A 21853-nucleotide genomic window follows, 5' to 3' on the forward strand; every position below is an offset into this window, starting at 1 on the left:
GTAAATAACTCGATAAAATTATTCAAGAAGCTGATGAAGGCAACACCAACCGCTTGATGGAAACGAGTCAGATTTTCAATGCTTTGAGTGTTTCGGACTCGGTGGCAAATCATTTGATTTTGGAAAAAAGAAAGTCGCTGGGTGCCGAAAACATGTATGGTTTGCTGCATGCCATTCAGAAACAAGTGGAAGTGAGCCTGGTGTATGAAAAATTTTGGGCTTTTGACCATGAAAAATTCCAGCGTGTGTTGCGCCCATTGGTTTTAAAAGAAGCCCGCCAACGTTGGTATTTGATAGCCGAAGACCCGAATGACGGTGCTATTAAATCGTTTGGACTGGATCGGATTTCGGATTTGGAAATTAGTTCGAGACGTTTTGAATATCCCAAATTGTTTAATCCCGAAGAAAAATTCAAGCACTCTTTTGGCATCATTAGTGGCGAAGAAGCCCCCGAAAAAATTCGGCTTTGGCTAACTCGGGAACAGGGTAATTATATCAAGTCCTTGCCGTTGCACCATTCGCAAAAAATTGTTTCGGAAACAGCAACGGAGCTTGTTTTGGAATTGTTTGTTTGTCCCACCCACGATTTTGTGATGGAACTCCTCTCGATGGGCGCCAATGTGAAAGTGTTGGAACCAAAAAGTTTGCAGAAAAAAGTAAAGGCGAGATTGCTTGAAGCGGTGGGATTGTATGCGTGATTTGTTTTAGGTTTTTGGTTAATGCTTATTCAAATCAAAAAATGACTTTAAATCGTAACAAAAAATAGGTTCTACCACGAAATGTGTGGGTTTTTAACAAATGTATAAAATTATAAAACAACTATTCAAAAATTTAAACCATTAAGAAATTAAGGTAATTAAGACTTAATGAAACTTAATATCTTAATGGTTCAAAAACAAAATTTAATAAATTTTAATTGGAAACCCACACAAATAAATGGTGGTAGAAACAAAAAAATAAAATGAAAAATACACCTCCCTCCTATCTGTTTTTGGATGATTTGCGAATTCCATCCGAGGCTTATCCATACCCTTTTAATCCTGTTTTTTTGGAAAAAGACTGGATTATTGTTCGCAGTTATACTGAATTTGTGGAATGGATTACCCAAAACGGCCTTCCGGATTGTGTTTCATTTGACCACGATTTGTCGGACGTTGAAAGCCCTCAAGAAAAAACAGGATTTGATTGTGCCAATTGGCTTGTTGACTATTGTATGGATAATCATTTGGCTTGTCCAGCGTTTTATTGTCACTCGATGAACCCCGTTGGGAAATCAAAAATATTGGGCTTGTTGGAGCAATTCAAATCGTTTCAAAAATCGCAATAGAAAGCAAATAATTCCCTCAAAAGTTTTGAAGTTTTTGAGGGAAATTATTTTTTTATAAAATATTGAAAATGAGTTTTTTATAATTTATTTAAAAAAAATCCAAATCAATAAAACATTAATTTTTGAAAAAATCCAAACCAATTAATAATTGCTTTTTGAAAAAATCCAAATCGAAAAAATGTTTTTTGAACGGATTAAAATCCGTTGCTATATTTTTACCAACAGATTGAAATCCGTTGTTATATTTTCACCAACGGATTGAAATCCGTTGCTATATTTTCACCAACGGATTGAAATCCGTTATTATATTTTCACCAACGGATTGAAATCCGTTGCTACAAAATGAATTGTCCCTACGGGACTTTATTATACGGGAGGTTTGATCAGGCAAACAAGTCTTGAGTTTCAAATATTGGTAATGGTATGCCGCCTTGATACAGTATTCATGTTTAAACAAATATCATTTGATGTAAAAAAAATTACTTTTTTTTACCAACCAAACACTAAATGTTTTAAATTTGTAATACTTAAATTCCTTAGTTATGAATACAATTATTGAAAAATATAGAAAGCCATTGTTACTTTCTATATTTTGTCTTTCTTTAATTAAACTTGGGGTCGAAATTTACGAACTCAATAACCAAGCAATAGACAAAAATACAGGTTTATACCTACCCTATTCAGGGTTAATTTCGAGTCTTATGCTTTGTTTATTCTATGTTTGGGAGCTGAGAAAAAAAACAGCTTAATATTTTTAAAATAAAGAGCAATTTTTTTATAAAAATTGTTCTTTGTTTTTATATTAAATTGATAAATTGTTATAAATCAATATTATTTGACGTATATAAGCTGCTTTCAAATTGTATGTCATTTTTTTTGCGGCTACTTAAAATTTACGAATATTATTCTATTTTACTAAAAAATCTATTTTTCATATTTCATATTTTCTTTATTATTTTTTGGTATCCATTTATATCAAGTAGTAGAAGTAGGCTTTTCATCAGATAATCAAGTTTTGAATCCAATGGCTTTGATTGTGGTATTTGAATGTACTACAATTGTTTTTTATATTGTAATCTTTATTTAAAAAAATTAGATTAAGACAACTGCTTTGATGCCGTCATTTTTTTGGTAAGCGAATAAAACCTAACATACAAAAAAACGGCTGCAAAGGTTAGCCCCGCCAAAAGGCCTATCCAAATACCTGTAGCGGCCAGCGTGGTGTGCTTACCAAGATAGTATGATATGGGAAATCCCACAACCCAATAGGCTACAAAGGTAATATACATTGGTACATTTACATCTTGAAGCCCCCTCAAGGCTCCTAAAACAACAACTTGGATGCCATCAGATATTTGAAAAAACGCAGCAATTAAGAGTAATTTGGATGTAATTTCGATTACTTGTGTGTTGTCCAAAGCTTGATTGGCATCGTTCATATTGAGAAACAAATGGGGTAAATATTGATGAAATACAATAAAAATAATAGCAAAAAAAGTTTCGAGCATAATGGCCAACATAAAAATAGATTTTGCCGTAAAAAGAAGCCCTTTGATGTCCTGAAGTCCTTTTAGATAACTCAATCGGATCATGGCTGTAACGTTGAGCCCCATGGCAAACATAAAGGTAGTTGAAGCGAGTGTTAGGGCTATTTGATTGGCCGCTTGACTGTTTTTGCCCAAACTACCCGAAAGCCATATAGCTGCCGTAAAAAGGGTAACTTCAAAAAGCATTTGCATGGCAGATGGTGCCCCAAGTTTTACAATTTTTTTGAGCACCGATTTTTTGATTTCTTTGAAACTAAAATGCTTAAAATAAGGTTGTAGTGTGTGGTTGTTTTTCATCAAATAGTGCATAAATACTACCATCATCAGTCTGGAAACAACAGTTCCAAGTGCAGCCCCCACAACACCCATTTTTGGAAAAATCCAAAATCCATAAATTAACATCCAATTGGCTATAACATGAACCACGTTGGTCAAATACACGGCATACATGGCATATTTTGTAAGCGATAAACCATCGGAAAATTGTTTGTAGCCCTGAAAAATAATTACGGGTATCAACGAAAATGCTACCCAATCGATATAAGGAGTGGCCAAATCGACAACGGCTTTGGGTTGGTTCATCAAAAGCATCAATGGTTTGGACAACACAATGAGCACAAATAACACTATCCCTAAAATAATACTTAACAACAGTCCGTGATGAAAAATCGAACGGCATTTTTTGTCGTTTTTTTCTGCCAATGCTTCAGAAGCCAAAGGGGTTATGGCAGTAGAAAACCCGATGCCAATAGACATTCCAATAAAAATAAAACTGTTGCCCAAAGATACAGCTGCCAACTCTGTAGCACCTAAATTGCCCACCATAAAATTATCAACAATCCCGATAAGGGTGTGTCCGAGCATACCAAAAACTACTGGAGTTGCTAGTTTGATGTTGTCTAAAAATTCTTTTTTATAACGGTTTATTCGCACTTTATATATATTTTTGCCAAAGGTAAAATATTTTTTTTGCCTACAATTTTAAAAACAAAAAAATATACGAAGTTAAAACAATGACAATTTGACATTTTTTAAGGTTTGGCAGTAATTTTGATAACATACAATAAATGAAATTTAAAAACATATTCAAAAATAAAACAAAGATGAGTACTGAAAATACTGAAATAGAAAAAGAATTAGACGACACAACGATTGAAAACACTACAACCGAGGAAACGCTAGTTGAAGAATTAAGTATTGAAGAACAATTAACCAAAGATTTGGCTGCCGAAAAAGACAAGTTTTTGCGTCTTTTTGCCGAATTCGAAAATTACAAAAAACGGACTACCAAAGAAAGAATAGAATTGTTTAAAACAGCCAATCAGGATGTTTTACAATCTTTATTGCCTATTTTAGATGATTTTGACAGGGCTTTAATTGAAATCAAGAAATCAGAAAATGACATTTTGACACAAGGAGTCGAATTGATACACGAAAAATTAAAATCGACCTTGGTATCAAAAGGATTAGAAGCAATAGAAATTGGGGCAGGCGATTTATTTGATGCCGATTTTGCAGAGGCCATAACCCAAATTCCAGCACCTTCGCCAAACTTAAAAGGTAAAATTGTAGATGTTATAGAAAAAGGTTATAAACTTGGCGAAAAAATTATTCGTTTTCCAAAAGTTGTAATTGGTAATTAATTCTAATTGAAAGAAATAGTGTATTAAAATCCACGCTTTGTTTTAGAAAACAACAAACCCAATGAGAAAAAAACAGCTGACTCTTGCACATCAAAAGTGAGTATTGTTAAAAAAATTTACACAAATGAAAAAAGATTTTTACGAAATATTGGGCATTAATAGAAATGCAACGGAAGCCGAAATAAAAAAAGCTTACCGAAAAAAAGCCATAGAATTTCACCCAGATAAAAACCCAGGCGATGCAGTAGCTGAAGAAAATTTCAAAAAAGCTGCAGAGGCTTATGAAATTTTGAGCGACCCACAAAAGAAAGCTAAATATGACCAATACGGACATCAAGCCTTTGAAAACGGCGGCGGTGGCGGCGGTTTTGGTGGTATGAACATGGATGACATTTTTAGTCAATTTGGCGACATTTTTGGTGGCGGCGGATTTGGCGGATTTGGCGGTGGCGGCGGACAACGCCGTATGAAAGGGAGCAATTTGCGAATCAAAGTAAAACTGACTCTTGAAGAAATAGCCAATGGCGTAGAAAAGAAAGTAAAAGTAAAACGAAAAATTCAGGCACAAGGCGTAACCTATAAAACTTGTGGCACTTGCAACGGACAAGGTCAGGTAATGCGAGTAACCAACACCATTTTGGGTCGTATGCAGTCGGCTTCTACCTGCCCAACTTGTGGCGGAACTGGACAAACACTGGACAAAAAACCATCTCATGCCGATGCTCAAGGGATGGTGCAAGAAGAAGAAACTGTGTCTATCAAAATTCCAGCAGGTGTAGTTGATGGAATGCAACTAAAAGTGTCAAACAAAGGAAACGATGCTCCTGGCAATAGTGTACCTGGCGATTTGATTGTTGCCATAGAAGAGGTAGAACATGACTTTTTGAAACGTGAAGGCGAAAACCTACATTATGACTTGTACATCAGCTTGTCTGAAGCTGTTTTGGGAGCTTCAAAAGACATTGAGGCTGTAAGCGGAAAAGTACGAATCAAACTGGAAGAAGGTATTCAATCTGGTAAAATTTTGAGATTGAAAGGCAAAGGTATCCCTAGCTTAAATGGCTATGGCAATGGCGATTTACTTGTACATGTTAATGTTTGGACACCAAAAACTTTGAACAAAGAACAACGTCAATTTTTTGAAAAATATTTAAACGACGAAAACTTTTTGCCAAATCCTGAAAAAAGTGAGAAATCATTTTTTGAAAAGGTAAAGGATATGTTTTCATAGTTATAAACCGCTTTTTTTATATAAAAAACCACCTTTATTAATAGAGGTGTTTTTTTTTGTATGAAAAAATAGTGGGAATATTTTTTGCAATCCAGAAGACTTCTATTAGAATTATTTTTCATGAAACCCAATTCCATATCCAAATAAAACAGCGGTTATTCCAAGATGAATAAGCAGCACAGCTTTTTGCCATTGCGGTCTGTCGTTCCATTTTTGCTCCGGATCGAATGGGTCAAATGCCAAACCAATTCCAAAGGAGGAAGCAGCTTGCACATAATCGTGATTAAAAATTGCTTGATAGGTACCCAAAATTAGGAATCCTAAGTAAATAAATTTGTTAAATGGTGTTTTCATAGTTTATTGATTTTTAATTTATGGTATTAGTTCCTTTTCAGAATTATTTGTTACATTTCTTGAATATGGATTGATTTATTTTTTTAAATTTTACTAATTTTTAAAAACTCACTTGTCTCAAAATGGTTTTTCCAAATGGAATTAAAGTAAGGGTTTCCACTTGATTGGTCGTGGTGTTTTTGGCATTCAAAATAATTTTTCCATTCTCATAGTTGGCTTGATGATTTTCTATAAATTGATAGCGTTGGTTTTCTATTGGTTTGTAGTTGAAATCACTGAAATTCGTGAAATAGGTTTTCCCTTTTTGTTCCATAGCGGCAATGGGTTTGGCAAAAAACAAGGCCCCATATCGAAAATATTTTTCTTTGTTGTGGTCTTCTACAATTTCAATTTCTGCTTTAAAGGCTATAGAAATGCGGTCTTTCTTCTTAAATTTCTTTTGAAAAACAATGCAATCTCCATCCAAAACATAGTTTTCTGTAGTTAAAATTTCTTTTGCCCAAGCGGGTTTTCTAATTTTTAGTGTAAATGCCACTTCAGTTGGGTTGGAAATTTCATAAACAAAGCTGTTTTTATTGGGATAATCCGTTATGGTTTCAATTTTTATAGTTTTATTTCTAATTTTTGTTTCCAACACATTGGGCATCAATAGCAGTTGAACAAAGGTAGTTTCATTTTCTTTGAGCCAAGATTTTTCAATAAAATAAGGCGTAATTCTACCGGCATTGGGATTGCAACAAACCGCTACATCTTGGTGTGCAGGCGAATATTTGTATCGGGTTTGGTTGCGGTGGGGTTCCACTTCACCATTTTTGGTACCCATCATTTCAAACGAATTATCCGTTTTGAGATAGGCAATACAAGAATGCTCGGGATGCCTGGATCCTTGTGCCGCATTATAAAAAATCGTTTCCATGGCTTCTGCCGTTTTGAAATCGCCTTGTTTTTGCAACAAAACGGAATAGCTATCTAGCAATTCGTGCAAGGAACAATATTCATAGCCCGTGTGCGTGGCATCAGCAGTTCGTTCGGCAATCCATTCATCGCCAATGGCACCTCCTGTGGCAGTGGTTGTTTTTTCAATCCGTTGCAAATACAGTTTCAAAGCGGTTTGCATTGCTGCGTTTTTTGATGCATAAGTTGCCACTAGCAAGGGGCGTAAATGCTCATAAGTATGCACCCCATGCGATTGCAATTTGTACTCAGGATTCAGAATATTTTGCAATTGTACATCTTTTTCCGATTGATAGGTGTTGCAAAAATCTTGATACAAAAACAAAGCATAATCGGTATATTTAGTATCACCCGTAATTTGATACATTTTGTCCAAAACATCCGTAAAGGTCAAACCATGTGAAACACCTCCGTTGAATTCCTTCCCAGAGGAATAGGGACTAGAGGCATGGATGGGATAGTTTTTCATGACATTGGCAACCGCTTTTTCTAAGGCATTCCAAACTTTTTTGTCTTTAGAATACTCATAATAAGCCAACAACCCTCGATAAAGCGTGGCTTTCGCCCACAATTCGCCGTTCTCCGATTGGAAATTATAGCGCAAATCGGTATCATAAATACCTAAATACCCATCTGCATCTTGGGATTTTAAGATGTTTTGAATGTATTTTTCCACTTTTTTCAGCCCTGATTTGTCGTTCAATAAAATCACATTTCTGATATAACCGTCCCACCAATTGGATTGGGTTTCGCTGTTCCACCATTTGTATTGCTCACTTCCTTCAGCATCGCCTTCTTTGTTGTTGCCCAAATCTTTGACTTCGCTGTGTTGGTGCAAGCGTTGGGTGCAATAAATGGGATCCTGAATCAAAGCGGGCACCAATTGATCCAAATTGCCCACAAATCCTGCCACGTCTTTTTGCATTTGGTCTTTCAACCAACCCGTAGGTTTGATGCTACCAAAGGGAAACAAGCTGTATTTTTCGTTTTGTTTTTCTTGGGATTGAATAGTCATGGTTCCTAAAATCAAAGTTATTGCAATTATTTTTTTCATCTGAAGTAGTGTTTAGTGGTTAGTCATCGAAAAATGAAGTGTTCCCCCATTTCGTATATCTTTAAAGTGAATAATCGGGTTTTTTAGTACGTTTCCGTTTAATTTTGCCTGCTCTTGCAAGTTGTTTTCTTTTGAAAAATGAGACGCTTTTATGGTAAATGTTTTATGGTTGGGTAGATGCAAAACGGCCTTTTTCACTTGAGGAGCTCCCAAAACAAATTCGCCATTTGCTGGATTCACAGGATAAAATCCTAATGTAGATAAAATATACCAAGCCGACATTTGACCGCAATCGTCGTTTCCAATCATGCCATCTGGGGTGTTGTTGTGAAAGTCGTTGATGATTTTATGAATGTATTTTTGCCCCACTTTAGGAGTGTCTGAAAAAGCATATAAGTAAACAATATGATGACTCGGTTCATTGCCATGTGCATATTGCCCAATTAGCGCTTCTTGACCTAAAAATTTATTTGGATTTATACTTTCAACAGTGAAAAAATCATTTAATTTTTTGGTGAATGTGGTTTTTCCACCCAAAAGATTTTTCATGCCTTCCACATCAAATTGTGCAGGTGTCCAGAAATATTGCCAGGCATTGGCTTCAGTATAATCACCTGGGTTGTTCATGGGCGAAGTGGCTGTTAGCGGATCAAAAGGCATTCTCCAATTACCATTACTGTCTTTGCCTCGAAATAATTGTGTTTCAGGGTCAAATAAATTTTTATAATAATGAGCTCTTTTATTAAATTCATTTTCTATTGGCAAATTGTCTAATTTTTTTGCCATTTGCGCCACACACCAATCATCATACCCACTTTCCAAGGTTCTTGAAACGGCTTCATTGTCCAATTTATCAAACGGATAATAGCCGTATTTTTGATACAACTCCCAATCGGAATTAATGTGACTTTTGGTTGAAGTTTCAATCATTGCTGCTAAAGCCTCATTTGGGTCAAACCCTTGAAAACCATTAGAATATGCCGATAAAAGCATCGGAATAGCGTGGTTGCCAATCATGCAATAATTATCTTGCCCCCAAGCCGTCCAAATGGGTAGAAAACCTGCTGCTTTGTGATGCAAAAGTAGTGTATTCACAATGCCATCAATTTTTTCAGGAGCAATAATTTGTAGTAATGGAAAAGCACCTCTATAAATATCCCAAATGGATAAAGTGGAATAATAGGCGTTGTTGGGTGCTTTAGAAATTGAATCATCAGCCCCGCGATAATTGCCATCCACATCAGCAATATTGGAAGGTTGCAGCAATAAATGATAGAGCGAGGTATAAAATAGTGCTTTTTGTTTGGCAGTTGCTTTGATGCAAATTCTACTCAAATAGTTTTCCCAAGCTTTTGCTGCATGGTGTTTCACTTGTTCAAAATTCCAATGTGGTATTTCGGTTTGCAGGTTCAATTTTGCCCCTTCAACACTCACTGTGGAAAGTGCAATTTTGATGTTCAAAAGTTTATTTTTGGCTAAATCAAAATCCAAATGAAATTTGGGTGCATTTTCTTTCGAACCTCTTGGAAGTTGCTCTATTTTTGAAAAAGGGGTTTCAAATTGAATGGTGAAAAAATACTTTTTTGTTACCCAAGCTTTCGTTTTGCAATAGCCCGAAATAGTGTTGTTATTTTCAATTTTTATATCGCTTTCCAAAACCAAGCTATCATTCAAAAATTGAATTCCATGCTGGAAATCGAGCAACAATTTAGCATGAACATCAGGATAAGTATATCGATGAAAAGCTACTCGTTCGGAACAACTTAATTCTACTTGAACACCGTCTTTTTTGGTTAGGGAATAATAGCCAACGCTGGCTTTTTCGGTGTTTTTATGATAGCTATTTTTGAAATGAGGTTGTTTTTCATCAAAAGGAAGCAACAAAATATTTCCCATTTCGCCAATGCCTGTGCCACTGAAACGCATTTGCGAAAAACCCAAAAGCAAGGTGTCTTTATATTGATAACCACTGGTATGATTCCAGCCCGAAGTTGCATTGTCTGGTCCGGGTTGCACCATTCCAAATGGCATTGAAGGACCGGGAAAGGTGTGTCCTGTGCCATCGGTTCCAATGAAAGGGTTTACGTGTTTGCTGTTTTGAGCATTTGTAAAAAAAGAAAGAAGTAGGATAAATACAAATAGGTTTTTTTTATGTTGTTCCATTTTTTAAATTCTAGTTATTCCTTAATTCTGAAATTTTTTCTGTTTTTTGAAATATTTGTCAAAGTTTTAAATTTTGAGAAAAATATATTCTAAATAAATTTCGTTTAATTGAAACACAAAATTATTTTTTATTGATGGAATAAATTAGCATAAAATTGTTCAATACTAACACTATATTGAATTTTATTTGATTATTTTTGTTTGATGAAGTAAATTTGCAATTATGACTAGCCATTAACAACTCATTCGTGCAAAAAAATACATTGGAATAAAAGGCTATAAAAGTTAGGATGCTATCAAATAAATTTTACATCAATGAAAGCAATTTTAGAAAATATTTCATCTAATAATGGAAACTCGAGTTTTCGTGCCTATCGGTATCAAGTTCCATTTTTTGAGTTCAAATGGCATTATCATCCCGAATGGGAGCTGACGTATATTGTACAAGGCAATGGGTATCGCATTGTGGGCAATTCTTACGAGTCTTTTTCTGCAGGCGATTTGGTATTGTTGGGAAGCAATTTGCCTCACACTTGGACAGGAAAAACAGACAACGACACCGAATCTGATGCCGTAGTAATTCAGTTTTCTATGGATTTTATGCTACCATTTTTGAAATTACAAGAAGGAATTGCCATAAAAAATATGTTAGAACAGGCAGCTAGAGGTTTGGTTTTTCCGCCCGAAAAAGAAATGGTAACTGCAATTTTGGAATTACCCCATTTGCAAGGAATGGAAAAAGTGATGCGATTTATTGCTCTTTTAGACAAATTGGCTCAAATGCCAGCAAAATATATTGCTCCAAACACCTTTCATAATGTAGTTTCTAAAAAAAATGAATTGCGAATCAACAAAGTGTGTACTTTTTTGCAGGACAATTTTCATCAGAAAATAACTTTGCAAGCGGTTGCCGAATTGATTCATGTTACCGAAAGTAATTTTTGTAAATTTTTCAAAAAAGCAACTGGAAAAACGCTTTCCGATTACGTAAACGAATTGCGAATCAACGAAGCCAGCAGGTTGTTATTGCAATCGGATGCAACCGTCAATCAAATTTCCTATTCCTGCGGATTTGAAACTTTGAGTTATTTTAATCGCATTTTTCTAATGAAAAAAGGTATATCTCCCAAGAAATTTAGAGAGATAAACACACCCGCCATGATGAAAAAATCCACATCACAAATTTAATCCAAAAACGCCAATAAATAGCCCAATCTGCTATCTTTTTTGCTTAAATTATTCAAAAAAAATAGTTCCGTAGNNCAAATCAAAAATGTATCTTTGCTTTTATTTTATTAAAAAAATGGAAGACAATAAAGCAAAAGAAACAGCGGCATTTTATGAACGACTCAAGGTAGAATTGGATAATAGCAACACTTGGCCAGCCACTTATTTGTACAAATTTATAGTACCTAGTTTGAATGACAATGTTTTAAAAGTTGAGGAGGCATTTAATTGTATGGGGGCTGTTATCAAAACCACCAAGTCCAAAACGGGCAAGTTTACCAGTATTTCTGTAGATGTAACGATGAAAGATGCCGACGAAGTCATTTCAAAATACAAAGAAGTATCTACAATAGAAGGCATTGTTTCATTATAAAACTGCTTGGTTTTATGAGCTTATAATATCCAACGAATTATTATTTTCAATACAAAATATGAATTATATTAAAGAAAATGCCAAAGATGTGGTGTTCAATTTAGAATACAACTCTGAAAGACAGCATCTTATCATTCCAGAATACGGTCGTCATTTGCAAAAACTGATCAATCAAGCTACTGCCATTGCAGATGATGAAGAGCGAAATAAAGCCGCCCAATACATTATTCAAGTTATGGGAAGTTTGAACCCTCATTTGAGAGATGTTCCCGATTTTCAGCATAAGTTATGGGACCAATTGTTTATTATGTCTGATTTCAAAATCAATGTAAATTCGCCATATCCTATTCCGTCTCGAGAGGTTTTGCAAATGAAACCCGATGCGTTGCAATATCCTCAAAATTATCCAAAATACCGATTTTATGGCAACAATATCAAATACATGATTGATGTGGCCAATAAATGGGAAGAGGGCGAAATGAAAAGTGCTTTGGTAAAAGTAATTGCCAATCACATGAAAAAATCGTACTTGAGTTGGAACAAAGATACTGTAACCGATGCAGTGATTTTTGAACATTTGTATGAATTGTCTGAAGGTAAACTTAACTTGATGCAAAGCACAGAAGAACTGTTGAACACCAACGAATTGATACGTACAAACAAGAGGGTTTCAAACAAAATTGTTCCTAATACTAATCAAAAAATTGTTCCTAATAAAGGACCAAAAAACAGCAAAATTATACCCAAAAAAATGAAGTCGAAGTTTTAACACCTCAAATTTTGACTTGGCAACAATAAAACTAAACTAAAAAGATAACCAAAAGCATTAAAATAAAAATGGGGACATTTAAAATTGAAGGAGGCAAAAGCCTAAAAGGAGCCATCACGCCTCAAGGGGCTAAAAATGAAGCATTACAAATTTTGTGTGCCGTACTTTTAACGCCAGAAAAAGTAACCATCCATAATATCCCTGACATTATAGATGTTAATAAACTCATTACCCTTTTAGGTAATTTGGGGGTTAAAATTCAAAAAAATGGCCCAAGCAGCATGACATTTCAGTCGGACGAAGTAAATGTGGGCTATTTGGAAACAGAAGCCTTTAAAAAAGAAGGGGGGTCGCTCCGAGGGTCGATCATGATCGTGGGGCCTTTGTTGGCCCGATTTGGCAAAGGATATATACCAAAACCTGGAGGGGACAAAATAGGAAGACGACGATTAGATACTCATTTTGAAGGGTTTATCAATTTGGGGGCAAAATTTAGATACAACCGAGAGGATCATTTTTATGGTGTAGAAACCAGCGAAAAGCTCAAAGGTACTTATATGTTGTTAGACGAAGCCTCTGTAACTGGTACTGCTAATATTGTTATGGCAGCTGTATTGGCAGAGGGGGTAACAACTATTTACAATGCTGCTTGCGAACCTTATTTGCAACAACTTTGTAAAATGCTTAATTTGATGGGGGCAAAAATTAGTGGCGTTGGTTCAAACTTATTAACCATTGAAGGGGTTGAAGCCCTTGGTGGATGCGAACACCGCATTTTGCCCGACATGATCGAAATAGGATCGTGGATTGGTCTTGCTGCCATGACAAAATCGGAAATTACTATCAAGAATGTGAGTTGGGAAAACTTGGGTATTATACCAAGTACATTTAGAAAATTAGGAATTACGATAGAGAAAAAAGGAGATGACATTTATATACCAGCACATACAAATGGTTATGAAGTAAAAACCGATATTGACGGGTCGATACTTACCATTGCCGATGCTCCTTGGCCAGGTTTTACGCCTGATTTGTTGAGCATAATTTTAGTAGTGGCTACACAGGCAAAAGGCGATGTATTGATACATCAAAAAATGTTTGAAAGCCGTTTGTTTTTTGTGGACAAATTGATCGATATGGGAGCCAAAATCATGTTGTGTGATCCACACCGAGCGGTGGTTATGGGACACAATTTTGAGTCGCAATTGAAAGCCACTGTAATGAGTTCGCCAGACATTAGAGCGGGTATTTCGTTGTTGATAGCGGCCCTTTCGGCAAAAGGAACAAGTACCATTCAAAACATTGAGCAAATAGACAGAGGTTACGAAAAAATAGATGAACGCTTGCGGGCCATTGGGGCACATATTGTTCGTTTGTAAGATGGGTAGGTTGTTTTGTACCAATTTTGTTGGAACCCCGTGTTGCGTGAGGGATAGTAGTGAAAATCCTTTTTTGTCCCGTCTTTTTGGGGCAAAAAAGATTGTAACGGATAGCCCGACCCGTAGTTTACGGAGGGGCACGCCCAAATGAACGACCTATTTGTAGCAAACACCTTTTGCCATGATTATGACTTGATATCGTTTTGTTTTTTGGCTATTCGACGGAGAAGAGCAAGGAGCAAAACGGTATTTTTATTAAATATTTATTTATAATTATTAGATGACAAATGAACAAACTGCAATAAAGGCAACTTATTTTAGTATTTTGGGCAATGCTGGATTGGCGTTGGTAAAGGGTTTTGCAGGGATTTTTGGTAATTCGTATGCCTTAATTGCCGATGCTATTGAATCGACAACGGATATTTTTGCGTCATTTTTGGTGCTTTTTGGGATAAAATATGCCAACAGACCGGCAGACGACAACCATCCGTATGGACATGGCAGAGCCGAGCCATTGATTACTTTTATTGTGGTGGGGTTTCTTATAGCGTCGGCCGTTTTTATTGCTCACGAAAGTATTATCAATATTCAAACACCACACCAATTGCCCAAAACTTGGACCTTGTATATCCTTGGAGGCATTATTTTGTGGAAAGAGTTTTCGTTTAGATTGGTTATGCAAAAAGGCAAGGCTACCAATAGCTCATCGCTTATAGCCGATGCGTGGCATCATCGGAGTGATGCTATAACGTCTGTTGCGGCTTTTATTGGGATTGCGATGGCCTTGTATTTGGGCAAAGGATATGAAGCAGCCGATGATTGGGCGGCTTTGTTGGCTTCTGGTTTTATTATTTATAATAGTTATTTGATTTTTAGACCCGCTTTGGGCGAAATTATGGACGAACATTTATATGACGACTTGATTGTAGAAATTAGGCAGTATTCTAAAGAGGTTTTGGGGATTATAGACACCGAAAAATGTTTTATTCGCAAAGCGGGAATGCAGTATCATGTGGATTTGCATGCCATTGTAGATGCCAATATTTCGGTAAAAGCAGGGCACGACTTGGCCCACAATTTAAAAGATTATTTACGATTGAAGATACCTAATATTGGACATGTTTTGATTCATATTGAGCCCTCGCATGAATAATGGTATTGGTTTTTTTTTTGAACAAAAAACGAATTGAATAAAAAAACATTACCTTCGTTGGGTAATTAAATTGTATTGCAAAATGAAATTAAAAGGTGTATTTGTTTTATTATTTATAAGTATTAGCGTACTTTCAAGGGCAAGTTTTATCTTGTTGCCAATGGACGAAACGACCCAAAAAAACCATTTAAAAGCATACGGTATAACCTATTGGGTGCTAAGCAAAGACTACAAAGCTAGTTGGTTGTTGAATTTTAGAGGGGGTTCGTTTTTGTTGCCCGATGCAGCCGAAATTCGGAAAGAATGTCAAGTAAGGGGTGTGAGTTTTGAAATTTTATCGGATGCAGAACAGGCGTCGCTATTGGCTGAAATAGCCAGTCCGTCTCAAAACATGGAAGCCGTAGTGCTGGAAAAAGCTCCCAAAATTGCCGTTTATACACCAAAAGGCAAACAGCCGTGGGACGATGCTGTTACGATGGTGCTTACGTATGCCGAAATTCCGTTTACGGCTATATATGACGAAGAAGTTTTGGGCGATCAATTGTTGTTATACGAATGGTTGCACCTGCACCACGAAGATTTTACGGGACAATACGGAAAGTTTTATGGGGCTTATAGAAATGCTCCATGGTATATGGAGCAAAAACAAGAGGCCGAATTGTTAGCCCAAAAGTTGGGTTATAATAAAGTATCTGAAGAAAAATTGGCAGTAGCCAAAAAGATAAGGGATTATGTTATTGGAGGAGGCTTTTTATTTGCAATGTGTTCGGCAACAGATAGTTTCGACATAGCACTTGCGGCAGAGGGTACCGATATTTGCGAAACCATGTTTGATGGCGACCCAAGTGACTCTAATTATCAATCGAAAATACACGATGTTAATAGCTTTGCATTTAAAAATTTTACATTGGACAGAAAACCAGATCATTATGAATTTTCGGATATCGATATGACCGAAAAACGTAAAATTCCGATGGAAAAAGACTATTTTACACTGATGGATTTTTCTGCAAAATGGGATGCAATACCTACCATGCTGTGTCAAAATCATACGCAATTGATCAAAGGATTTATGGGGCAAACCACTTCATTTGATGCGTCGTTGATTAAAACAAATGTTTTAGTTTTGGCAACGAACGAAGTAAATGGCGAAGTCCGTTATTTGCATGGCGAAAAGGGCAAAGGCATGTTTACTTACTACGGCGGACACGACCCCGAAGACTACCAACACCGTGTGGGAGATGCCCCAACGGTTTTAGACTTGCACCCTAATTCACCAGGATTCAGACTGATTTTAAACAACGTATTGTTTCCCGCAGCTCGAAAAAAGAAACAGAAAACATAATTTTGTTGCCTTTCAATCATAAAATAATTTGATTGTTCTGCTAACCAAACCCCTCGTAGGTACCTTTTCACTACTATCACTAACGCTAAACACGGTAATAAACAGCATTTATACTAAAAAATATTGATTCAAATAAGTTGCTACTCCATCTTGATGGTTCGTTTGAATCACTTCCAAATGGGCTAATTTTTCTTTTAAAGATAGAGGAGCATTACCCATTATACAAGCTTTGTGTGATGCTAGCAACATTTTTTCATCATTAAAACCATCGCCAAACGAAATAGTTTCATAAAACGAGTAACCTTCTTTTGCCAATATTTGTGCAATGGCATGACTTTTATCCACTGTTTTGTCCATAAATTCCAAACAAATGGGCAAACTAAAAGCATGATTGAACTCGTTTGGATGAATCTCTAAAATTTGTTTTTGGATTTTTTGTAACTTTTGATGGTCGTCGTGAGAAAAAAATATTTTAATGGCATCAAAATCTGTAATAGCCTTAAAATCAACTATTTGCGGATGGTATGTTACTACTTTTTGAAAACTATTCAATTTTTCGTTTACTTGATTTGTTTGCCAATAATCTTCTTTAAACATTACCATAGTAACTTCTGGATCAAAGTGTAATGACAAAATAGAGGCTACCTTTTGGGAATCCATATTTTTGGCATACATCAATTGTTTATTTGGGGAGTGTATTCTGGCCCCGTTTGAGGTTACCAAATAAAGCGGCACTCCTAGCTTTTCTACTAACGGAAGCGCATCCAAATGGTGACGGCCTGTGGCTACAATAAACAAATAATCTTTCAAATAGAGTTCTTGAAACACTTGCTTAGTAAAGTCTGAAATGGAATGATTGTTGTTGAGTAAAGTTCCGTCTAAATCGGTAATGATAACACGTGTATGATGAGGCATTGGCAAAATGTTTACGTTTTTTGAAAGTTTAGTTGTGCAAATTTAACAAAATTTTGTAGTTTTTAAAATAAATATTCTCAATATTGTAATTTTTATATTATTTTTAATGTTAAATATAAAAAATTCCTTTTGCTTACTTTTGATTTTTGGTAACTTATGTAACAATAATCCCACATAAGATATACCTCGTTTCCTTATTTTAGGTATTCTTCAGGTTTGTTATATATGGGTGTTCATTTGACAATCCAAAAATAATAAAATAAAACCAATAATAAAAAATAAATTTTTATTTTTCAAAATGTGCTAGATTCAATTAGCAAATTTAGAAGTACCTTTTTTTGATTGTCATAAAATGGGATGGAAATGATTTTAATACAAGAAAAAGCCTCAAATATAATATTACTTGAGGCTTTTTTATTAAAAAAAATAAATTTTTATCTTTTGTCCATTTCTTTGAAATCACGAAGTGCATAACCTGTATATACTTGTCTTGGGCGTCCAATTGGTTCTTTGTTTACACGCATTTCTTTCCATTGTGCAATCCAACCTGGCAAACGGCCAATCGCAAAAAGTACCGTAAACATATCGGTTGGAATTCCTAAAGCACGATAAATAATACCTGAATAGAAATCGACATTTGGATATAATTTTCTAGAGACAAAATAATCATCCACTAAAGCAGATTCTTCCAATTTTTTAGCAATTTGAAGAATAGGGTCGTTTACACCTAGTGTAGCCAAAACCTCGTCTGCAGCTTTTTTGATGATTTTAGCTCTTGGATCGAAGTTTTTATACACACGGTGACCAAATCCCATCAAACGGAAAGGATCTTCTTTATCTTTGGCTTTTGCCAAATATTTGTCGGCATCTCCACCATCTTTTTGAATTTCTTCTAACATTTCCAACACGGCTTGATTTGCACCTCCATGAAGTGGTCCCCAAAGAGCTGAAACACCAGCCGAAATAGAAGCAAATAAACCTGCATGAGAAGAACCCACCATACGAACGGTAGAGGTAGAACAATTTTGTTCGTGATCTGCGTGAAGAATAAATAATTTATCCAAAGCAGCAATAACTACGGGGTCTATTTTATAAGGGCCTGTTGGTAATTCAAACATCAAACGCATAAAATTTTCAACATATCCTTTGGTATTGTCATAATAATTCAAAGGGAAACCCATACTTTTTCTGTATGTCCATGTGGCAATTACAAGGAATTTACCCATTGTTTTGCAAACGGCTTCATACATTTCCTTTTCATTTTCAACATTTACCGATTTAGGGTTAAATGCAGTAAGGGCACTTGTTAAAGAAGACAAAACACCCATTGGATGGGCTGTTTTTGGAAAACCATCAATGATATTTTTCATTTCTTCGTTTACCAATGTATATTTTCGGATGTCGTTTTCAAAATCCTCTAATTGTTTTTGGGTTGGCAATTCTCCAAAAATAACCAAATAAGAGACCTCTAAAAAATCAGCTTTTTCGGCTAAATCTTCAATAGAATAACCTCTATATCTCAATATTCCTTCTTCTCCATCAAGAAAAGTAATATCTGATTTACATACACCAGAGTTTTTATAACCTGGATCCATCGTTATAGCACCAGATACATCTCTAAGTTTATTGATGTCTATGGCTACTTCGTTTTCTGTACCAATAATAACTGGGAGTTCATATTTTTTCCCATCTAATTCTAAAATTGCTGTTTTTGACATAATATGTTTGAAGTTTTTCCTTTTTATAAAAATAATTTAACAAATTTAATAAATTAAAAATTAAAAAAAAACTTTTACTTAAACGTTTTCGTAAAATTTATAAAAAATTATATTTCTGTTAAAATATTGGGTCATTAATAAAAAAAGCACTCGAAAAGTTATAATAACTTAACGAGTGCTGATTATTATGTAGCTCTATTTATTTGAATGCTTTTACACCAGGAAAATAAGCAGTTGCACCTAATTCCTCTTCAATACGAATCAATTGATTGTATTTTGCCATACGATCTGAACGAGAAGCTGATCCTGTTTTAATTTGTCCGCAGTTGAGGGCAACAGCTAAATCTGCAATTGTATTGTCTTCTGTTTCTCCAGAACGGTGAGACATTACAGAAGTGTAGCCTGCGTTTTTTGCCATATTTACTGCAGCAATAGTTTCAGTTAATGTTCCGATTTGATTTACTTTAACTAAAATAGAATTGGCAATACCTTTTTCGATTCCAGTAGCTAATCTTTCTACATTAGTAACAAATAAATCATCTCCTACTAATTGTGTTTTATTACCTATTTTTTCTGTAAGATATTTCCATCCTTCCCAGTCGTTTTCCTGCATTCCATCTTCAATTGAAATAATAGGATATTTTGATGCTAAATCCGCTAAGTAATCTGCTTGTTCTTGAGAGGTTCTCACCTTGCCGGTTGCACCTTCAAATTTTGTATAATCATACTTGCCTTCTACATAAAATTCAGATGCAGCACAATCTAAAGCAACCATAATTTGGTCTCCAAAGGTATAACCAGCTTTTTCAACAGCCAGTTTGATAGTGTCTAAAGCATCTTCTGTTCCGCCAGCCAAGTTTGGTGCAAAACCACCTTCATCTCCTACAGCTGTAGAAAGGCCTCTATCATGAAGCACTTTTTTCAAATTATGAAAAATTTCAGTTCCCATTTGAAGAGCATGTGAAAAAGACGTTGCTTTGACGGGCATTATCATAAACTCTTGAAATGCAATAGGAGCATCAGAATGAGAACCTCCATTGATGATGTTCATCATAGGTACCGGAAGCGTGTTGGCCGAAACACCACCCACATAACGATACAATGGCAAACCTAATTCGTTAGCTGCTGCTTTTGCTACTGCTAAAGAAACTCCAAGTATAGCATTGGCACCTAAATTAGATTTGTTTGGTGTACCATCTAAATCAATCATCATTTGGTCTATGGCATTTTGCTCAAAAACAGAAGAGCCAACAAGTGATTCTGCAATTTTAGTATTCACATTTTCTACAGCTTTCAAGACACCTTTGCCTAAAAAGTTTTTGCCACCATCACGTAATTCAACCGCTTCGTGTTCGCCAGTAGAAGCACCAGATGGAACTGCCGCACGACCTAAAATACCATTTTCTGTAATAACATCTACTTCTACAGTAGGATTTCCACGTGAATCAAAAATTTGTCTTGCATGAATTTTTACTATAATGCTCATAATTATTATTTTTAAAGTTGATTTTATAATTTACAATTACAAATATATTCTATATTTTTTTATCAATAATATAATAATTTATAATATTATTAACGATAACGATTTAGCGTTGTCCCAATTTTATATTGTCTATAAACTGATCAAATAAATATGTAGAATCGTGAGGTCCTGGACTCGATTCTGGATGAAATTGTACTGAAAAACAATTTTTATGCGTCATCTTCATTCCAGCTACCGTGCCGTCATTCAAATGTAGATGTGTGATTTCTAAATCAGTACTGCTATCCAATACATTTTTATCGACTGCAAAACCATGATTTTGAGATGTAATTTCGCCTTTACCAGTTTGAATATTTTGCACAGGATGATTGATGCCTCGGTGACCATTAAACATTTTAAAAGTAGGGATTCCATTAGCTAAAGCAATAACTTGATGCCCCAAACAGATACCAAAAAGAGGTAAATTTTGTGCCATAATTTCTTTTGCTACTGCAATTGCACTATCTAATGGTTCTGGATCTCCAGGTCCGTTAGACAAAAAATAACCATCCGGTTGAAAAGCAGATAAATCTGAAAATGAAGCGTTATATGGAAAAACTTTAATATAACAATCACGTTTAGCTAAATTACGTAAAATATTAGTTTTGATTCCCAAATCTAAAGCGGCAATTTTATATGTAGCAAGTTCATTACCAAAATAATAAGGTGTTGTAGTTGAAACTTTTGAAGCCAATTCTAAACCTTTCATATTTGGAACAGCAGCTAATAAAGCTTGAAGCGTTTCAATATCGGTATCGTCCGTACAAATTACTGCATTCATAGCCCCATTATCACGAATGTAACTTACAAGTGCTCTAGTATCTACATCTGCAATACAAATTAAATTTTGTTTTTGAAAATAAGATTCTAATGATCCTGAAGCACTTGGTCTTGAATGATTAAAACTAAAATTTTTACATACCAATCCTGCAATTTTAATGTCTTGAGATTCAATTTCTTGATCATTTACACCATAATTACCAATATGAGGATGGGTAGCCACCATAATTTGCCCAAAATATGATGGGTCTGTAAATATTTCCTGATATCCCGTCATGCCAGTATTAAAACAAACTTCACCAAAAGTTTTGCCGCTAATACCAATAGATTTGCCATAAAATATTGTTCCATCACTTAAAAGTAAGATTGCTTGTTGTCTTGTTGTGTATTTCATTA

Annotated in this window: 18 protein-coding genes; 10 read left to right on the top strand and 8 right to left on the bottom strand. The window is 35.3% G+C overall.

What is annotated here, in order from left to right; genetic code table 11:
• Positions 1–56 precede the first annotated feature (56 nt).
• Both B0A58_RS03985 and B0A58_RS03990 read left to right on the top strand, forming a co-directional pair.
• Positions 57–698: a helix-turn-helix transcriptional regulator gene (locus B0A58_RS03985; RefSeq protein WP_243389442.1), complete on the top strand. Its 642-nt coding sequence runs from the start codon at positions 57–59 to the stop codon at positions 696–698.
• Positions 699–961: 263 nt separating this feature from the next.
• Positions 962–1327, top strand: a complete 366-nt coding sequence (locus tag B0A58_RS03990; RefSeq protein WP_089079987.1) for a cyclic-phosphate processing receiver domain-containing protein — start codon at positions 962–964, stop codon at positions 1325–1327.
• Positions 1328–2424: 1097 nt separating this feature from the next.
• Here B0A58_RS03990 and B0A58_RS04000 read toward each other — a convergent pair.
• A complete protein-coding gene (locus B0A58_RS04000) occupies positions 2425–3807 on the bottom strand; it encodes an MATE family efflux transporter (protein WP_089079989.1) in 1383 nt (460 codons plus the stop codon).
• 134 nt (positions 3808–3941) lie between these two features.
• On the opposite strand from B0A58_RS04000, the gene B0A58_RS04005 reads away from it, so the two are divergent.
• Both B0A58_RS04005 and dnaJ read left to right on the top strand, forming a co-directional pair.
• Positions 3942–4517, top strand: coding sequence for a nucleotide exchange factor GrpE (locus tag B0A58_RS04005; protein WP_014084985.1), 576 nt, complete (start codon positions 3942–3944; stop codon positions 4515–4517).
• Between the two features lie 124 nt (positions 4518–4641).
• Positions 4642–5748: a molecular chaperone DnaJ gene (gene dnaJ, locus B0A58_RS04010; protein ID WP_089079990.1), complete on the top strand. Its 1107-nt coding sequence runs from the start codon at positions 4642–4644 to the stop codon at positions 5746–5748.
• A gap of 111 nt (positions 5749–5859) precedes the next feature.
• On the opposite strand, the gene B0A58_RS04015 is transcribed toward dnaJ, so the two are convergent.
• From B0A58_RS04015 to B0A58_RS04025, 3 genes are all read right to left on the bottom strand, one after another.
• Positions 5860–6102, bottom strand: coding sequence for a hypothetical protein (locus B0A58_RS04015; RefSeq protein ID WP_089079991.1), 243 nt, complete (start codon positions 6100–6102; stop codon positions 5860–5862).
• A gap of 100 nt (positions 6103–6202) precedes the next feature.
• Positions 6203–8110, bottom strand: a complete 1908-nt coding sequence (locus B0A58_RS04020; protein WP_089079992.1) for a beta-L-arabinofuranosidase domain-containing protein — start codon at positions 8108–8110, stop codon at positions 6203–6205.
• 12 nt (positions 8111–8122) lie between these two features.
• Complete coding sequence (locus tag B0A58_RS04025) at positions 8123–10273, bottom strand: GH92 family glycosyl hydrolase (protein WP_089079993.1); 2151 nt, start codon at positions 10271–10273, stop codon at positions 8123–8125.
• A 315-nt stretch (positions 10274–10588) separates the two neighbouring features.
• Here B0A58_RS04025 and B0A58_RS04030 point away from each other — a divergent pair, with 315 nt between their 5' ends.
• The 6 genes from B0A58_RS04030 (at position 10589) to B0A58_RS04055 (ending at position 16519) form a co-directional block, all read left to right on the top strand.
• Positions 10589–11461: an AraC family transcriptional regulator gene (locus B0A58_RS04030; protein ID WP_089079994.1), complete on the top strand. Its 873-nt coding sequence runs from the start codon at positions 10589–10591 to the stop codon at positions 11459–11461.
• A 115-nt stretch (positions 11462–11576) separates the two neighbouring features.
• The gene (locus B0A58_RS04035; protein WP_014084991.1) at positions 11577–11873 is read left to right on the top strand and encodes a DUF493 family protein; all 297 of its coding nucleotides are present in this window, start codon (positions 11577–11579) and stop codon (positions 11871–11873) included.
• Positions 11874–11931: 58 nt separating this feature from the next.
• Positions 11932–12642, top strand: coding sequence for a DUF4290 domain-containing protein (locus B0A58_RS04040; RefSeq protein WP_014084992.1), 711 nt, complete (start codon positions 11932–11934; stop codon positions 12640–12642).
• Between the two features lie 68 nt (positions 12643–12710).
• Positions 12711–14021 carry a UDP-N-acetylglucosamine 1-carboxyvinyltransferase gene (gene murA, locus B0A58_RS04045; protein WP_014084993.1) on the top strand — a complete coding sequence of 437 codons (1311 nt, stop codon included), beginning with the start codon at positions 12711–12713 and terminating at the stop codon, positions 14019–14021.
• Between the two features lie 280 nt (positions 14022–14301).
• Positions 14302–15174 carry a cation diffusion facilitator family transporter gene (locus B0A58_RS04050; RefSeq protein WP_014084994.1) on the top strand — a complete coding sequence of 291 codons (873 nt, stop codon included), beginning with the start codon at positions 14302–14304 and terminating at the stop codon, positions 15172–15174.
• Between the two features lie 82 nt (positions 15175–15256).
• Entirely contained in the window at positions 15257–16519 is a 1263-nt protein-coding gene (locus B0A58_RS04055) for an asparagine synthetase B (protein ID WP_089079995.1), read from the top strand.
• 108 nt (positions 16520–16627) lie between these two features.
• On the opposite strand, the gene B0A58_RS04060 is transcribed toward B0A58_RS04055, so the two are convergent.
• The 4 genes from B0A58_RS04060 to carA all read right to left on the bottom strand — a co-directional run bounded on the left by B0A58_RS04060 (position 16628) and on the right by carA (position 21851).
• Complete coding sequence (locus B0A58_RS04060) at positions 16628–17434, bottom strand: Cof-type HAD-IIB family hydrolase (RefSeq protein WP_089079996.1); 807 nt, start codon at positions 17432–17434, stop codon at positions 16628–16630.
• A gap of 434 nt (positions 17435–17868) precedes the next feature.
• Positions 17869–19152, bottom strand: a complete 1284-nt coding sequence (locus tag B0A58_RS04065) for a citrate synthase (RefSeq protein ID WP_089079997.1) — start codon at positions 19150–19152, stop codon at positions 17869–17871.
• A gap of 199 nt (positions 19153–19351) precedes the next feature.
• A complete protein-coding gene (gene eno / locus B0A58_RS04070; protein ID WP_014084998.1) occupies positions 19352–20638 on the bottom strand; it encodes a phosphopyruvate hydratase in 1287 nt (428 codons plus the stop codon).
• A 103-nt stretch (positions 20639–20741) separates the two neighbouring features.
• Positions 20742–21851: a glutamine-hydrolyzing carbamoyl-phosphate synthase small subunit gene (carA, locus tag B0A58_RS04075; RefSeq protein WP_089079998.1), complete on the bottom strand. Its 1110-nt coding sequence runs from the start codon at positions 21849–21851 to the stop codon at positions 20742–20744.
• Positions 21852–21853: the final 2 nt, after the last annotated feature.

Source organism: Flavobacterium branchiophilum NBRC 15030 = ATCC 35035 (assembly GCF_002217205.1).
GTDB classification, from domain to species: Bacteria; Bacteroidota; Bacteroidia; order Flavobacteriales; family Flavobacteriaceae; genus Flavobacterium; species Flavobacterium branchiophilum.

What these genes read in the sequence shown, in the direction of transcription:
- carA (WP_089079998.1), bottom strand. Translation starts at nt 21,851, where the DNA reads ATGAAATACACAACAAGACAACAAGCAATCTTACTTTTAAGTGATGGA.
- B0A58_RS04020 (WP_089079992.1), bottom strand. Translation starts at nt 8,110, where the DNA reads ATGAAAAAAATAATTGCAATAACTTTGATTTTAGGAACCATGACTATT.
- murA (WP_014084993.1), top strand. Translation starts at nt 12,711, where the DNA reads ATGGGGACATTTAAAATTGAAGGAGGCAAAAGCCTAAAAGGAGCCATC.
- B0A58_RS03985 (WP_243389442.1), top strand. Translation starts at nt 57, where the DNA reads ATGGAAACGAGTCAGATTTTCAATGCTTTGAGTGTTTCGGACTCGGTG.
- B0A58_RS04055 (WP_089079995.1), top strand. Translation starts at nt 15,257, where the DNA reads ATGAAATTAAAAGGTGTATTTGTTTTATTATTTATAAGTATTAGCGTA.
- B0A58_RS04065 (WP_089079997.1), bottom strand. Translation starts at nt 19,152, where the DNA reads ATGTCAAAAACAGCAATTTTAGAATTAGATGGGAAAAAATATGAACTC.
- B0A58_RS04030 (WP_089079994.1), top strand. Translation starts at nt 10,589, where the DNA reads ATGAAAGCAATTTTAGAAAATATTTCATCTAATAATGGAAACTCGAGT.
- B0A58_RS03990 (WP_089079987.1), top strand. Translation starts at nt 962, where the DNA reads ATGAAAAATACACCTCCCTCCTATCTGTTTTTGGATGATTTGCGAATT.
- eno (WP_014084998.1), bottom strand. Translation starts at nt 20,638, where the DNA reads ATGAGCATTATAGTAAAAATTCATGCAAGACAAATTTTTGATTCACGT.
- B0A58_RS04050 (WP_014084994.1), top strand. Translation starts at nt 14,302, where the DNA reads ATGACAAATGAACAAACTGCAATAAAGGCAACTTATTTTAGTATTTTG.
- B0A58_RS04035 (WP_014084991.1), top strand. Translation starts at nt 11,577, where the DNA reads ATGGAAGACAATAAAGCAAAAGAAACAGCGGCATTTTATGAACGACTC.
- B0A58_RS04025 (WP_089079993.1), bottom strand. Translation starts at nt 10,273, where the DNA reads ATGGAACAACATAAAAAAAACCTATTTGTATTTATCCTACTTCTTTCT.
- B0A58_RS04015 (WP_089079991.1), bottom strand. Translation starts at nt 6,102, where the DNA reads ATGAAAACACCATTTAACAAATTTATTTACTTAGGATTCCTAATTTTG.
- B0A58_RS04060 (WP_089079996.1), bottom strand. Translation starts at nt 17,434, where the DNA reads ATGCCTCATCATACACGTGTTATCATTACCGATTTAGACGGAACTTTA.
- dnaJ (WP_089079990.1), top strand. Translation starts at nt 4,642, where the DNA reads ATGAAAAAAGATTTTTACGAAATATTGGGCATTAATAGAAATGCAACG.
- B0A58_RS04005 (WP_014084985.1), top strand. Translation starts at nt 3,942, where the DNA reads ATGAAATTTAAAAACATATTCAAAAATAAAACAAAGATGAGTACTGAA.
- B0A58_RS04040 (WP_014084992.1), top strand. Translation starts at nt 11,932, where the DNA reads ATGAATTATATTAAAGAAAATGCCAAAGATGTGGTGTTCAATTTAGAA.